14 protein-coding genes and 1 pseudogene are annotated in these 12,983 nt (G+C 71.0%); 9 read left to right on the top strand and 6 right to left on the bottom strand.

Going from position 1 to position 12,983, the window contains the following annotated elements:
• Nucleotides 1-282: 282 nt before the first annotated feature.
• Together ABZX02_RS38030 and ABZX02_RS38025 are read left to right on the top strand one after the other, a co-directional pair.
• Nucleotides 283-2,229, top strand: a complete 1,947-nt coding sequence (locus tag ABZX02_RS38030; RefSeq protein WP_355305956.1) for a potassium transporter Kup — start codon at nucleotides 283-285, stop codon at nucleotides 2,227-2,229.
• A gap of 8 nt (nucleotides 2,230-2,237) precedes the next feature.
• A complete protein-coding gene (locus ABZX02_RS38025) occupies nucleotides 2,238-2,840 on the top strand; it encodes an ATP-binding protein (RefSeq protein WP_355305954.1) in 603 nt (200 codons plus the stop codon).
• On the opposite strand, the gene ABZX02_RS38020 is transcribed toward ABZX02_RS38025, so the two are convergent.
• The 3 genes from ABZX02_RS38020 to ABZX02_RS38010 all read right to left on the bottom strand — a co-directional run bounded on the left by ABZX02_RS38020 (nucleotide 2,837) and on the right by ABZX02_RS38010 (nucleotide 5,675).
• Nucleotides 2,837-4,618: an FAD-binding dehydrogenase gene (locus ABZX02_RS38020; RefSeq protein WP_355305952.1), complete on the bottom strand. Its 1,782-nt coding sequence runs from the start codon at nucleotides 4,616-4,618 to the stop codon at nucleotides 2,837-2,839. The two genes, ABZX02_RS38025 and ABZX02_RS38020, sit on opposite strands and share 4 nt — an antisense overlap.
• Before the next feature lie 125 nt (nucleotides 4,619-4,743).
• Entirely contained in the window at nucleotides 4,744-5,199 is a 456-nt protein-coding gene (locus ABZX02_RS38015) for a hypothetical protein (protein WP_355305950.1), read from the bottom strand.
• On the bottom strand, nucleotides 5,193-5,675 hold the full coding sequence (locus ABZX02_RS38010; protein WP_355305948.1) for a hypothetical protein: 483 nt from the start codon (nucleotides 5,673-5,675) through the stop codon (nucleotides 5,193-5,195). Before ABZX02_RS38010 ends, ABZX02_RS38015 begins: the two co-directional genes overlap by 7 nt.
• A 13-nt stretch (nucleotides 5,676-5,688) precedes the next feature.
• On the opposite strand from ABZX02_RS38010, the pseudogene ABZX02_RS38005 reads away from it, so the two are divergent.
• Nucleotides 5,689-5,775, top strand: a pseudogene (locus tag ABZX02_RS38005) (helix-turn-helix domain-containing protein); the annotation flags it as partial.
• A 276-nt stretch (nucleotides 5,776-6,051) separates the two neighbouring features.
• Here the strand turns inward: ABZX02_RS38005 and ABZX02_RS38000 are convergent.
• Nucleotides 6,052-6,468: a ribonuclease domain-containing protein gene (locus tag ABZX02_RS38000; RefSeq protein ID WP_355305946.1), complete on the bottom strand. Its 417-nt coding sequence runs from the start codon at nucleotides 6,466-6,468 to the stop codon at nucleotides 6,052-6,054.
• A gap of 222 nt (nucleotides 6,469-6,690) precedes the next feature.
• Here ABZX02_RS38000 and ABZX02_RS37995 point away from each other — a divergent pair, with 222 nt between their 5' ends.
• Nucleotides 6,691-7,515 (top strand): cellulose binding domain-containing protein, encoded by an 825-nt coding sequence (locus ABZX02_RS37995; protein ID WP_355305944.1) that lies wholly within the window; start codon nucleotides 6,691-6,693, stop codon nucleotides 7,513-7,515.
• Here the strand turns inward: ABZX02_RS37995 and ABZX02_RS37990 are convergent.
• A complete protein-coding gene (locus tag ABZX02_RS37990) occupies nucleotides 7,512-8,324 on the bottom strand; it encodes an alpha/beta hydrolase (protein ID WP_355305942.1) in 813 nt (270 codons plus the stop codon). The genes ABZX02_RS37995 and ABZX02_RS37990 overlap by 4 nt on opposite strands.
• A gap of 64 nt (nucleotides 8,325-8,388) precedes the next feature.
• Nucleotides 8,389-8,961 (bottom strand): TetR family transcriptional regulator C-terminal domain-containing protein, encoded by a 573-nt coding sequence (locus tag ABZX02_RS37985; protein ID WP_355305941.1) that lies wholly within the window; start codon nucleotides 8,959-8,961, stop codon nucleotides 8,389-8,391.
• Between the two features lie 141 nt (nucleotides 8,962-9,102).
• Here ABZX02_RS37985 and pcaH point away from each other — a divergent pair, with 141 nt between their 5' ends.
• The 5 genes from pcaH to ABZX02_RS37960 are packed head-to-tail and all read left to right on the top strand — an operon-like array spanning nucleotide 9,103 to nucleotide 12,969.
• A complete protein-coding gene (pcaH, locus tag ABZX02_RS37980; protein WP_355305960.1) occupies nucleotides 9,103-9,807 on the top strand; it encodes a protocatechuate 3,4-dioxygenase subunit beta in 705 nt (234 codons plus the stop codon).
• Nucleotides 9,800-10,306, top strand: coding sequence for a protocatechuate 3,4-dioxygenase subunit alpha (locus tag ABZX02_RS37975; RefSeq protein ID WP_355305940.1), 507 nt, complete (start codon nucleotides 9,800-9,802; stop codon nucleotides 10,304-10,306). Before pcaH ends, ABZX02_RS37975 begins: the two co-directional genes overlap by 8 nt.
• The gene (locus ABZX02_RS37970) at nucleotides 10,303-11,409 is read left to right on the top strand and encodes a lyase family protein (RefSeq protein WP_355305938.1); all 1,107 of its coding nucleotides are present in this window, start codon (nucleotides 10,303-10,305) and stop codon (nucleotides 11,407-11,409) included. The genes ABZX02_RS37975 and ABZX02_RS37970 overlap by 4 nt, the downstream gene beginning before the upstream one ends.
• A gap of 13 nt (nucleotides 11,410-11,422) precedes the next feature.
• Nucleotides 11,423-11,782 (top strand): 4-carboxymuconolactone decarboxylase, encoded by a 360-nt coding sequence (gene pcaC / locus ABZX02_RS37965; RefSeq protein ID WP_355305936.1) that lies wholly within the window; start codon nucleotides 11,423-11,425, stop codon nucleotides 11,780-11,782.
• Between the two features lie 17 nt (nucleotides 11,783-11,799).
• On the top strand, nucleotides 11,800-12,969 hold the full coding sequence (locus ABZX02_RS37960; protein WP_355305934.1) for a 4-hydroxybenzoate 3-monooxygenase: 1,170 nt from the start codon (nucleotides 11,800-11,802) through the stop codon (nucleotides 12,967-12,969).
• Nucleotides 12,970-12,983 lie beyond the last annotated feature (14 nt).

Here is a 12,983-nt window from a genome sequence, read left to right as displayed (position 1 = left end):
GGTCCCCACCCCCCCCCCCCCCCAGCGCGCCCAACCCCTTTGGGGGGTTGTACTGTCGACGAAAAGCGTGTCGACTTGACACCCCTACTCAGGTGCAGCAAGTGCTATGGCGCGACTCGTGATGGGACCCCACCGCCCAAGCCGTTTGCTAAGGACTGCTCGCCTTCGGCTTCGCTGTGGGGCGGGGTGGGGTGGAGCGGCGTCAGGGATGCGTAAAGATCACCCTGTTGTGCTCTGCGGTGGGGTGGGGGCGCGGTTATCTTGCGGGCAACTGTCTAGGGGGTGCCGCTCGTGTCTGATCAGCGGGATTCTGGCTCCGTTGCCGCTCGGCGGAAGCTCGGGCGGGACACCGTGCGGCTGGCGGTTGTCGTCGGGGCGCTGGGGGTGGTGTTCGGGGACATCGGGACCAGTCCCATTTATACGATTCAGACTGTTTTCAACCCCGCTGATCCCCATCCTGTGCCGGTCAGCGTCGACAACGTGTACGGGGTCGTGTCGCTGATCTTCTGGTCGGTCACGATCATCGTGACGATCACCTACGTGTTGCTGGCCATGCGGGTCGACAACGACGGTGAGGGCGGGATCATGGCCCTCATCACGCTGTTGCGGCGGTGGAAGGCGAAGCAGGGGCGGAAGGCCGCCGCCACGTTGGCCGGGTTGGGGATCTTCGGGGCCGCGTTGTTCTTCGGCGACAGCATGATCACGCCCGCCATCTCCGTGTTGTCGGCGGTGGAGGGGTTGAAGGTCGTCGAGCCCGAGTTGGAGCGGTTCGTCGTGCCGGTCACCGCTCTGATCATCGTGGGGTTGTTCCTGGTGCAGCGGCGGGGGAGTGGAGTTGTCGGGCGGTTCTTCGGGCCTGTGATGATCCTCTGGTTCACCGTCATTGGTGCTGCTGGGATCGGGGGGATCGCCGGGCATCCGGAGATCCTGAGGTCGTTGTCGCCGACTTATGCGGTCGGGTTCTTGTTCGGGCACTTCGATGTCGCGTTCTTTGCGTTGGCTGCTGTGGTGCTGGCGGTTACGGGTGCGGAGGCGTTGTACGCGGACATGGGGCACTTCGGGCGGCCCGCTATTGCCCGCGGGTGGTTGTTCTTGGTGTTTCCGGCCTGCGTGTTGAGTTACATGGGGCAGGGGGCGTTGATCCTGGACGACCCCGCGAACATCAGCGGGCCGTTCTTCCTGCTCGTGCCCGAGTGGGGGCGGTGGCCTCTCGTCGTGTTGGCCACGGCGGCTACCGTCATCGCTTCGCAGGCGGTGATCACCGGGGCCTACTCGGTGGCGTCGCAGGCGGCGCAGTTGGGGTACCTGCCCCGGTTGCGGATCGCGCACACGTCGGAGTCCACCATCGGGCAGATCTACGTGCCGTGGATCAACTGGGTGTTGATGGTGTCGGTGCTGACGCTGGTGTTCGCGTTCCGGACGTCCGCCGCGCTGGCGTTCGCCTTCGGCATGGCGGTGACCGGGACGATCACGATCGCCACGACGTTGTTCCTGTTCATCGCGCGGGTTCGGTTCAAGGCGCCGGTGTGGGCGATCGGGCTCGGGTGCGTGGTGCTGCTCGGGGTGGACCTGTTGTTCCTGGCCGCCAACATGACGAAGTTGTTGCACGGGGCCTGGTTGCCGTTGCTGATCGGGCTGACCGCGTTCACGGTCATGACGACGTGGCAGCGCGGGCGGGCGATCGTCACCCGGAACCGGCGTGAGGCCGAGGGGTCGTTGCAGGCGTTCGTCGAGGAGCTGCACTCGCAACGGCTCACCCGCGTGCCGGGGTGTGCGGTGTTCCTCAACCGGGGCAAGGAGACCGCGCCGCTGGCCATGCGGGCCAACGTCGAGCACAACCACGTGTTGCACGAGCGCGTGGTGATCGTGTCGATCGAGACGGAGCCGGTGCCGCGGGTGCCTGCGGAGCGGCGGGTCGAGGTCGACGAGCTCGGGCACGAGGACGACGGGATCATCCACGTCAACGCGCGGTTCGGGTACATGGAGACGCCGGACGTGCCCGCCGCGCTCGCGTTGCTCGACCCGGCGAAGACCGAGGGCGGGCTCGACCTCGACCACGCGCGGTACTTCCTGTCGAAGATCGAGCTGCAGCGCGGGAAGGAGGCGACGATGGCCGGGTGGCGCAAGCGGTTGTTCGTCGCCACGTCTTACATCACGGCGGACGCGGCCGAGCACTTCGGATTGCCCCGAGAGCGAACAGTGATCATGGGCGCCCGCATCGATGTTTAGGTGGAGCGATGAGGGACGCCTACCTGAAGTTGACGCCCACCACCGAGAGCCCGGTGGTGGTGCTCGTCGCCGGGGCTCCCGGCGCGGGCAAGAGCACGCTCGCCGAATCGCTGGCCCGCACGCTCGGGCGGCCGGTCTTCTCGCTGGACTGGGTGCTGGGCACGATCACCCAGTTCCCCGAGTTGCCGGACGAGACACTGAACGCGATGGTCGACGTCACCCTCGTCGCCATGGTCGCGCGGCACGTCCAGCTCGGGATCGACGTCGTCCTCGACACGTCGGGGCACACCCGCGAGGACCGCGCGCAGTGGCGTGAGTTGGTCGAACGGCTCGGGGGCGTGTTCGTGGGGGTCGAGTGCGTGTGCTCGGACGAGACCGTGCACCGCGCGCGGATCGAGGGACGCGACCGCGGCATTCCCGGGTGGTACCCCACGGTGTCGTGGGAGCACGTGCAGCGGATGCGGGGGCTGTGGGAGCCGTGGGAGGAGGAGCACCTGGTGCTCGACTCCGCGGTGGAGACGCCGGAGAGCTCGCTGGCGCGGGTGCTCGACGTGGTGCGGGGGCTGCGGCCGACAGGGGAGACCGCAGACCCCGCACGTCCTGGTCGCTAGGCGCTTTCCGCCGCCGCGCCCCGGCCGGCCGCGCGTCCGGAGAACAGGCAGCCGCCGAGGAACGTGCCCTCCAGCGCGCGGTAGCCGTGCACGCCGCCGCCGCCGAACCCGGCCACCTCGCCCGCCGCGTACAGGCCGCGGATCGGCTGGCCGTTCGCGCCGAGGACGCGACCGGTGAGGTCGGTCTGCAGGCCGCCGAGGGTCTTGCGGGTCAGGATGTTCATCCTGATCGCGATCAGCGGGCCGGAGCCGGGGTCGAGGATCTTGTGCAACGAGGCCGTGCGGGCGAGGCTGTCGCCGCTGTAGGCCAGGGAGTTGCGGATCCCCATCACCTGGATGTCCTTGGTGAACGGGTTGTCCACCTGCTGGTCGCGCACGACGATCTGGCGGCGCAGCTCGTCGAGGTTGACCAGGTTCTGCCCGGTCAGCTGGTTCATGCCCGCGACGAGGTCGGGCAGGTTGTTCTTGATGACGAAGTCGACGCCCTTGTCCATGAACGCCTTCACCGGCGGCGGGGTGCTGGTGAGCAGCCGCATCGCGAGGTAGGCGACCAGGTTCTTGGCGGTGATCTCCGGGTTCTGCTCGGAGCCGGAGAGCACGAACTCCTTGTCGATGATCTTCTTGTTGAGGATGAACCACGAGTAGTCGTAACCGGACTTGCCGATCAGCTCCAGCGTTCCCAACGTGTCCAGGGACGGGATGCCGGGGTTCGCGAACCGGCGGCCGCGGGCGTCGAACCACAGCGACGACGGGGCGGCCAGCACGCGGATGCCGTGGTCCGGCCAGATCGGCGTGTGGTTGATCATGCCCTCGGTGTAGTGCCACATGCGGTCGCGGTTGACCAGGCGGGCGCCGGCCAGTTCCGAGATCGCGAGCATCCGGCCGTCGACGTGCGCGGGCACGCCGGTGATGAGGCGCTGCGGTGCCGGGCCGAGGCGGGCGGGCCAGTTGCGGCGCACCAGGTCCTTGTTCGCGCCGATGCCGCCGGAGGTGACGACCACCATCGGCGCGTACAGCTCGAAGTCGCCGACCTTCTTGCGGGAGCTGGGGGTGCCGCGGGCCGCGCTGCTCGCCTCGAGGAGGCTGCCGCGCACACCCGTCACCGCGCCGTTCGACGTGATCAGGCCGTCGACCTGGTGCCGGAACCTGAAGGTGACCTTGCCGTCGCGGACGGCGTCGCGCACCTTCTTCTCGAACGGCTCCATGACGCCGGGGCCGGTGCCGAGCGTCATGTGGAAGCGCGGCACCGAGTTGCCCGGGCCGTCCGCGAACTGCCCGCCGCGCTCGGCCCAGCCGACGATCGGCACCCAGCGCACGCCGAGGCCGTAGAGCCAGTCGCGCTTCTCGCCGGCGGCGAAGTTCAGGTAGGCCTCGGCCCACTTCGCGGCCCAGTAGTCCTCGCCCAGCGGGTCGTTCACGCCGCGGTCGAACCCGGCGGTGTTGAACCAGTCGGCGCGGGCCAGCTCCAGCGAGTCCTTGATGCCCGCGGTCCGCTGCTCCTGCGAGTTCACGAAGAAGAGACCGCCGAGCGACCAGAACGCCTGTCCGCCCAGGCTGGCCTCGGGTTCCTGGTCCAGCAGCAGCACCTTGCGGCCCGCCGCGGCCAGCTCCGAGGTGGCGACGAGGCCCGCGAGGCCGTGCCCGATGACGATCACGTCCGCGTCGACGCGCGGTGCCGCTCCGGCGACCGCCTGCCCCAGGGTCCCGCTCGCGGCGATCGCTCCGATGGCGCCGCTCGCGGCCAGGAGGTTGCGGCGGCTGATGTTCCGGTCTGACATCCCAGGGCCTTCCTCGTTGAAGGGTGGTGCCAACGCGAATTACTCTCGCGTAAAGCAACTAACCAGCAACGGGAGAGCGGGGGATAGGGTCCCGTCCCCAAACGGCGACGGCCGTGTTGTGGCCGTCACACAACGTGCGTGTTTGCGGAGGCGCTGTGCCGGGGATGTCCGCGATGGTCCGCCAGGTGCTCGAAGCCGTCGCCGCCGACGACAAGGTCGTCGAGCGGGTCGTCGACGCCGCGCGCGGCCACTCGCCGGAGGTCGCCCGGCTGCCCGCGGAGGAGAACCGCCGGCACATCGCGTTCCTGCTGGCGGAGGGGATCGCGCACCTCGAACGCGGCGGCTCGCCCGAGGACGGCGACTTCTCGGCCGCGCTGGCGCTCGGGGCCGACCGCGCCGCCCAGGGCGTGTCGATGGCCGGGCTGCTGCGCGGGGTGCACGCCGGGCGCACCGAGCTGATCAGGGCGGCCGTCGAGCTCGCGCGGTCGCTCGGGGTCGACGACGGCACGATCCTCGACTTCATGATCGACCTCGACCACTACGTCGGCGCGGTCGAGCGGCACATCGTCAGCGGCTACCACACCGCCGAGCTCCAGCTGTCGCGCACGGCCCGCGACCTGAACGCCCAGGTGCTGCGGCGGTTGCTGGTGTCCGGTGACTTCCCGGACACGGCCGAGCTCGCGCGCGCCGGCCTGCGCCCCGACGGCCGGTACCACTGCGTGGTGTCCGGGGTGACCGACCCGAGCCACGCGCGCACGCTGGAACAGCGGCTGCACCTCTCCGGCGGGGTGTACGGGCTGGTCGAGGGACGGCTCGCGGGACTCACGCACGTGCCGCCGTCCTGGTCGGACGACCTGCTGGTGGTGTCCCCGGCGACGGCGCTGAAGTCGTTGCGGGGCACGTACTCGCTGTGCACGCAGGCGTTGGCGGCGGCGGGGGCGTCCCTCGGGGTGCGGCCGCTGACCGACCTCGCCGGGGAGACCGCTCTCGCGGCGTTCCCGGGCCTGGCCGACACGCTCGCCGACTCGCTGCTCGGCCAGCTGGACCCGAAGAGCACGTTCCACCACGAGATGGTGGCGACGGCGGTGTGCTACCTCGACAACGGCGGCCGGCTGAGCGCGACCGCCTCGGCGCTGCACATCCACGCGAACACCGTGCGGTACCGGCTCGACCGGCTGGTGGAGCTGACCGGCGCCGACCTCGGCGAGAGCCCGGACGGCGCGCGGTCGCACGTGCTCACGACGCTGCACACGTGGTGGGGGGGGGGGGGGGGGGTTGGCCCCCCGGCCCCCGGGGCCCCCGAAAGGCGGGGGGAGTTTGGGGGGGGGGGGGGGGGGGAGTTAAAACGGTGGGGCGGGGGTGGGGGCGGTCTTTTTGGGCGGGGGGCGTCCCCCCGCGGGGGGGGGCCCCCCCCCCCGCGCCCGGTGACACCCTTACAGGCGGTAGAAGTTGGCGTAGTGGTCCGGGGAGAAGTAGACCGTGCCGGCGGTGCGGTCGACGATGATCCGGTACGCGTCCCGGGACGCGCCGCACGCGCGCGGGTAGACGTCGAACTCCAGGTAGTAGTGGCCGGCGGGGAGCTGACCCTCGCGGTTCTGGTGCACGCCGCCCGCGAAGTTGCACTGGCCGTTCGGCCAGCCGGACACCCAGCCGCGGGTGCTCGGGTAGCCCTTCGACGACCAGGTGGAGTTGGCGGACCGGGCCGCGCTGCACCGGGTCTGCGTGCAGGAGCTGTAGACGGCGGCGTCGGCGGCGGGCGTGACGACGACCGTGGTCACGCCGAGCACGGACGCCACGACGGCGAGGGCGGCGAGCAGGCGACGTGCCCAGTGCGCTTGCAGGGTGTGCACTTGAGACCTCCATCGGCAGGGGACGAGGAACGTCCTGATCTTTTCGGTTGATCACCACGAGCCGATGAACGGCAGGGAACCATCCGCACAACTGTGGCCACTCCACGCTCGCACACCCGGAGCCGTCGCGCGCGGCTCGACCGCGCGACGACTCCGAAAGCCCGCAGTGATCAACTCCGAACAGCCGATTGCGGACGCTGCCTCCGGCGATAGATTTGTCCAATGGCAGCACGGAAGCACATCTTGGTGCTGTTGACCTTGCTCGTGGCCGGGTGCACGGCCCCGCAGGACGGCAGGCCACTCCCCGCACCCAACGCCTCTTCTTCTGACGCCACAACGAAAGAGCCGACCGTGAAGGTGCGCGCCGTGGTGGACGCGCGCACCGTCGAGCTCGCCAACGGCACCCGCGCCCGCGTCTCCCTGCTGGCCGAACCGTCGCCGTGCGCCGCGGCCGCCGCGCTCGACTTCGCCACGAAGACGTTGCGGGACAAGGAGGTCCACGTCAGCAGCATCACGCCGGGCGAGGTGTCGCTGGCCCTGCCCGACGGCAACGACTACGCGTTGCTCGCGGTGCAGTACGGCTTCCTGCGCACCACCGGCGTGGACGGCGGGCCGCTCGTCGAGGCGGAGAACAAGGCGCAGCAGGCGAAACTCGGCCTCTGGGCGCAAGGGGACTGTCCCAGCTCGACCGCGCCGCCGACCAGTGCCGCGCCTCCACCGCCCGCCGCGCCGTGCGTCGTGGTCTACCGGGTCACCAGCCAGTGGGCCGGCGCGTTCCAGGCCGAGGTGACCATCCGCAACGTCAGCGGCGCGCTGGTCGAGGGGTGGACGGTGGCGTGGCGCTTCGGCGGCGGCGAGACCGTGGCGCAGCTGTGGAACGGCACGGTGTCCCAGTCCGGCGCGGATGTGAGCGTGGCCAACGCCGCCTACAACGCGTTGATCGTCAAGGACGGCTCCGTGACGTTCGGGTTCAACGGCTCCGCCACCGGCCCGACGTCGCCGCCGGGGGCGTTCAGCGTGAACGGGGCCGCCTGCACGGCCGGCTAGGTCCGCGCCCAGAACGACGTGACGACCCGGGCGTACGCGTCCGGGTTCTCCTCCCACACGAAGTGCCCGGCCTCCACCACGTCCAGCGCGCTGTTCGGCAGCCGCCGGTGCAGGTGCTCCACGTTGGACACCGGCACCACGGGGTCGTGGTCGCCGTTGACCAGCTGGACCGGCGTCGTGATGCCCGGCAGGAGCGCGTCCAGCTTCCGCAGCTCCTCCGGGTACGCGCGCACGTACGCCATCTGCTCGACGAACCGGTCGCCCTGGTACGCGGCGAGGTAGTCCTGCCGCACGACGTCGGACAGGTCGTAGCCCTCGATGGCGTCCATGGCCACGTTCACCACATCTTTGGGTCCCAGCGCGCGGTAGGGCGCGAGGTCCTCGTCGTGGACCCACTCGTGCAGCGGTGAGCCGAGGTCGGTCGGCGAGAGCGCGCCGCCGCTGCCGACCACGACGCTGCGGAACCGCTCGGGTGCCGCGGCGGCCGCGAACAGGACCGCGCTGGTGCCGACGTCGGGGCCGACGACGTGCGGCCGGTCGAGCTCGAACGCGTCGGCGACGCGCAGGACGAACTCGCCCATCCTGCTGGGGGACAACAGGTCCGCGCGCAGTTCGGAGTGCCCGAAGCCGGGCAGGTCGACCGCGACCAGGTGCGCGTGCGCGGCGAGCCTCGCCCAGGTCGGGTCGTAGGCGTAGATGCTCTCGGGCCACGGGCTGAGCAACAGCGCGGTGGGCTTGCTGCCGGAGCTCACGGCGTACCGGATCGACAGGCCGTCGATGGTGCGGAAGCGGGGTTGGATGGCGCTCATGACTTCAATATGACCGGTCGTCTTAACCTCGTCAAGCGCGGGTCCGGCCGCTGTCGGCGGGATCTCAGCGCAGGACGACCTCGAAGGCGACCGCGAAGAACGCGGCGAACGACGACCCGTCCTTGGTCGCGCGTTCGCCGACGATGGCGCCCTCCCAGGCGTTGAGCAGGAACCGGGCGAGGACCTCGGGGCTCTGGCCGGTCGTGACGCTCCCGTCGGCCTGGGCCTCGCGGATCGTGGCGGCGAGCGCGGCGGCCCAGTGGCCGAACGCGGCGTCCACGGCCGTGCGGATCGCGGGGATGTGGTCGGCCGCCTCGGTGCTGAAGTTGCCGAAGACGCAGCCGCGTTCGTAGCCGACGTCCACGATGTCCCGCGCGAGCGCCTCGAAGTGCGCGCGCAGCCTCGCGAGCGGCGCCGTCCGCGGCGTCCGGAGCCGGTCCAGGTGCCGGGTCTCGCCGTAGCGGTCCATCACGACGAGGGCGAGGGCTTCCTTGCTCTCGAAGTGGTTGTAGAACGAGCCCTTGGGGACCTTGGCGCTGTCGGTGATCAGCTTGACGCCGCAGGCGTTGTAGCCGTGCCGGTGGAACTGCTCGAACGCGGCTTCGACGATCTGCTCTCGCACGCTGGCCCTGGGCATCCCTCCAATATGAGCGGTCGTCTCGACAGCGTCAAGTGAACGGGTGATCTTCCGTTCAGTGGAAACCTCTGTCGACTCCCGCGCGGCGCTTGCCTAGCGTTCCGTCGGGTGACGACCAGCCAGCACGAGATCAGCGACGAGATCGCGAAGATCCAGGCCGACTCACCGGGTGGTGCGCCGCTGCTGGACTTCGCGCCGTACCGCAGCACGGCGTTGCGCCACCCGACCAAGGAGCTGCAGCTCGTCGACCCCGAGGGCGCCGAGCTGCTCGCGCCGGTGTTCGGGCACTCCGACGTCGCGGCGGTCGAGGCCGACCTCACCCTGCAGCGCGGCGGCGAGCCGATCGGTGAGCGCATCCGCGTGCACGGCCGGGTCCTCGACGGCGACGGACGTCCGGTGCGCCGCCAGCTCGTCGAGATCTGGCAGGCCAACGCCGCCGGCCGCTACTCGCACCAGGGCGACCAGCACCCGGCGCCGCTCGACCCGAACTTCCACGGCGTCGGTCGGTGCCTGACCGACGACGACGGCTGGTACTCGTTCACGTCGATCAAGCCGGGTCCCTACCCGTGGCGCAACCACCACAACGCCTGGCGGCCCGCGCACATCCACTTCTCGTTGTTCGGCACCGACTTCACGCAGCGGCTGATCACGCAGATGTACTTCCCCGGCGACCAGCTGCTGGCGCTGGACCCGATCGCGCAGTCCATCACCGACCCGGCCGCGCTGAGCCGGCTGATCGCGACCTACGACCACGGCCAGTCCGAGCACGAGTGGCTGCTCGGCTACCGGTGGGACATTGTGTTGACGGGCAGCCACGCGACCTACCTGGAGCCGTCCGATGACTGAAGCGATCTCCGGAGCGACCCCCGGCCAGACCGTCGGGCCGTTCTTCCACCACGCGCTCGCCTACCCCGGCGACGCCGAGCTGGTGCCGTTCGGCGCGGCGGGATCGGTGGTGCTGCACGGGTACGTCCACGACGGCGCGGGCGACCCGGTGCCCGACGCGATGATCGAGATCCGCCAGTCCGACGCGGCCGGGGTGGTGCCGCGTGTCGGCGGCTCGCTGCGCCGGCGCGGTGCCGGGTTCACGGGCTGGGGCCGGTGCTGCACCGACGGCGCCGGGCACTACTGGTTCAGCACCGTCGAGCCCGGACTGCCGTTCTTCGCGGTGACGGTGTTCGCCCGCGGCCTGCTCGACCGGCTCTTCACCCGCATCTACCTGCCCGGGACCGACAACGCCGTGGACGGCCTGGTGGCCTCGCGCGAGGACGACGGGCGCCTGCGGTTCGACCTCCACCTGCAGGGACCGTCCGAGACGACGTTCCTCACCTTCCCGCGGACGTGATCGTGCTCCCTGGTGCCCACCGCGCCGCCGGCCTCGTCGACGACGACGCGCTGGTCCGCGCGATGCTGGAGGTCGAGGTCGCCTGGGCGGGCGTGCTCGGATCGCCGCTCTCGCTCGGCGACTGGGTGCCGTCGCTCGACCCCGCCGAGGTGGAGGCCGCCGGGAACCCCGTGCTGCCCCTGGTCTCCGCGCTGCGGTCGAAGGTCTCCACAACCGTCCACACCGGACTGACGAGCCAAGACGTGCTCGACACCGCGTTGATGCTGCTGGCCCGTGCGGCCCTGGCGCGGGTCACGGCGGACCTCGGCCGCGTGGCGGACGCGCTGGCCCGTCTGGCCGAGCAGCACCGGTCCAGCGTGATGGCGGGACGGACGCTGACGCAGCACGCCGTGCCGATCACGTTCGGGCTCAAGGCCGCGCGGTGGCTGGTGGGCGTGCTCGACGCGCTGGACGAGCTGGACGCCCTGGTGCTGCCGGTGCAGTGCGGTGGCGCGGCCGGGACGTTGTCGCGCGTCGCGGACCCGGTCGCCTCGGCGGCGGCGTTCGCCGCCGAGCTGGGGCTGGTGTGGCCGGGCACGCCCTGGCACACCTACCGCGCGCCGGTCACGCGGCTGGGCGACGCGGTGGTGCGCTGCTGCGACGCTCTCGGCGTCATGGCCGCGGACCTGCTGACGCTCGGACGCCCGGAGATCGGCGAGGTCCGCGAGGGGTTCGTCGCGGGACGCGGCGGGTCGTCGACCATGCCGCACAAGCAGAACCCCGTGCTGTCGGTGCTGGTCAACAGCGCGGCACTGCGGGCTCCCGGGCTGGGCGCGCAGCTGCACCTGTGCGCGGCGCGGGCGGTGGACGAGCGGCCGGACGGGGCGTGGCACGCGGAGTGGCCGGCGCTGCGGGCGTTGCTGGAGCTGGCCGTGGTGGCGGCGTCGCAGGCGGCGGAACTGGTGGAAGGTCTCGAGGTGCGCGCGGACGTGATGGAGCGCCGGGCGCGGGCGGCCGCCGCGGACCTGCTGGCCGAACGCGGCGGCGGCACGGATCCGGGGTCGTACCTCGGGGCGGCCGGGACGTTCGTGGACGTGGCGCTGACGAGGTGGCGTGAACGGTGATCGAGGAGATGCGGTGTCCTACGACGACGGCATGAAGGTCCGGCGAGAGGTTCTCGGGGACGCGCACGTGGACAGGGCCGCGCCGGACGAGTTCACTCGGGACTTCCAGGAGCTCATCACCCGCTACGCCTGGGGTGAGATCTGGACGCGGCCCGGGCTCGACCGCCGGACGCGCAGCGCGATCACGCTGACGGCGTTGATCGCGCGCGGGCACTGGGACGAGCTGGGGCTGCACGTCGCGGCGGCGGTGCGCAACGGCCTGACCCAGGACGAGATCGGTGAAGTGATCTTGCAGAGCGCGATCTACTGCGGTGTGCCGGCGGCGAACCACGCGTTCGCGGTGGCGCGCCGGGTGCTGAAGGAGGGCGTGTGAACCGGGAAGGAGCTGTCATGACGCGCACGCAGGTCGGCATCGTCGGTGCCGGGCCGGCGGGGCTGATGCTCTCGCACCTGTTGTCGCTCAACGGGATCGACAGCGTCGTCATCGACAACAGGACGAGGCGGGAGATCGAGAACACGGTCCGCGCGGGCATCCTGGAGGCCGACAGCGCGCGGCTGCTCGCCGACACCGGGGTGTCGGACCGGGTGCTGCGCGAGGGCCACCCGCACGAGGGCATCGACGTGCGGTTCGGCGGCGAGAGCCACCGCGTGGACTTCCGCGCGCTGGTCGGCGAGTCGGTCTGGCTCTACCCGCAGACCGACGTGTTCGTGGACCTGGCGAACGCGCGCGCCCGCGACGGCGGCGACGTCCGGTTCGGCGTCAGCGACACCTCCGTCGACATCACCGGGCCCGCGATCCGCTTCACCGACAGCGACGGCGTCGCCCAGGAGGTGCGCTGCGACCTGCTCGTCGGCGCGGACGGCTCCCGGTCGATCTGCCGCACCGAGGTGCCGGAGGCGGTGCGGCGGCACAGCTCCCGCGAGTACCCGTTCGCCTGGTTCGGCATCATCACCGAGGCACCGCGCAGCGCCGACGAGCTGGTCTACGCGCACTCGCCGCGCGGGTTCGCGCTGATCAGCCAGCGCACCGAGACGCACCAGCGGATGTACTTCCAGTGCGACCCCGACACCAACCCCGCCCAGTGGTCCGACGACCGGATCTGGGAGGAGCTGCAGGCGCGGGTCGCCGGGCCCGACGGGTTCTCCCTGAAAGAGGGCCCGATCACCGAGAAGACGGTGCTGCGCTTCCGCTCGTTCGTCGCGGAACCCATGCGCCACCGCAGGTTGCTGCTCGCCGGCGACGCCGCCCACACCGTGCCGCCGACCGGCGCGAAGGGCCTCAACCTCGCACTGGCCGACGTGAGCGTGCTCAGCGAGGTGATCGGACGCGCGTTGCTCAAGAACGACATGGACGCGCTCGACGAGTACGGGCCGCGGGCGCTCGACCGGGTGTGGAAGGCGCAGCACTTCTCGTACTGGATGACGACGATGCTGCACACCCTGCCCGCCGCGACGGACTTCGACGCGCGCCGCCAGCTCGGCGAGCTCGCCTCGGTCGTCGGTTCGGAGGCCGGGTCGCGCTACCTCGCGGAGGGGTACACGGGCTGCTGGCCCGCTTGAGCGGGGCTGGAGCG

The organism is Lentzea sp. NPDC003310, assembly GCF_040610935.1.
Lineage (GTDB): Bacteria > Actinomycetota > Actinomycetes > Mycobacteriales > Pseudonocardiaceae > Lentzea.
This window is presented reverse-complemented; position numbering and strand designations above follow the sequence as displayed.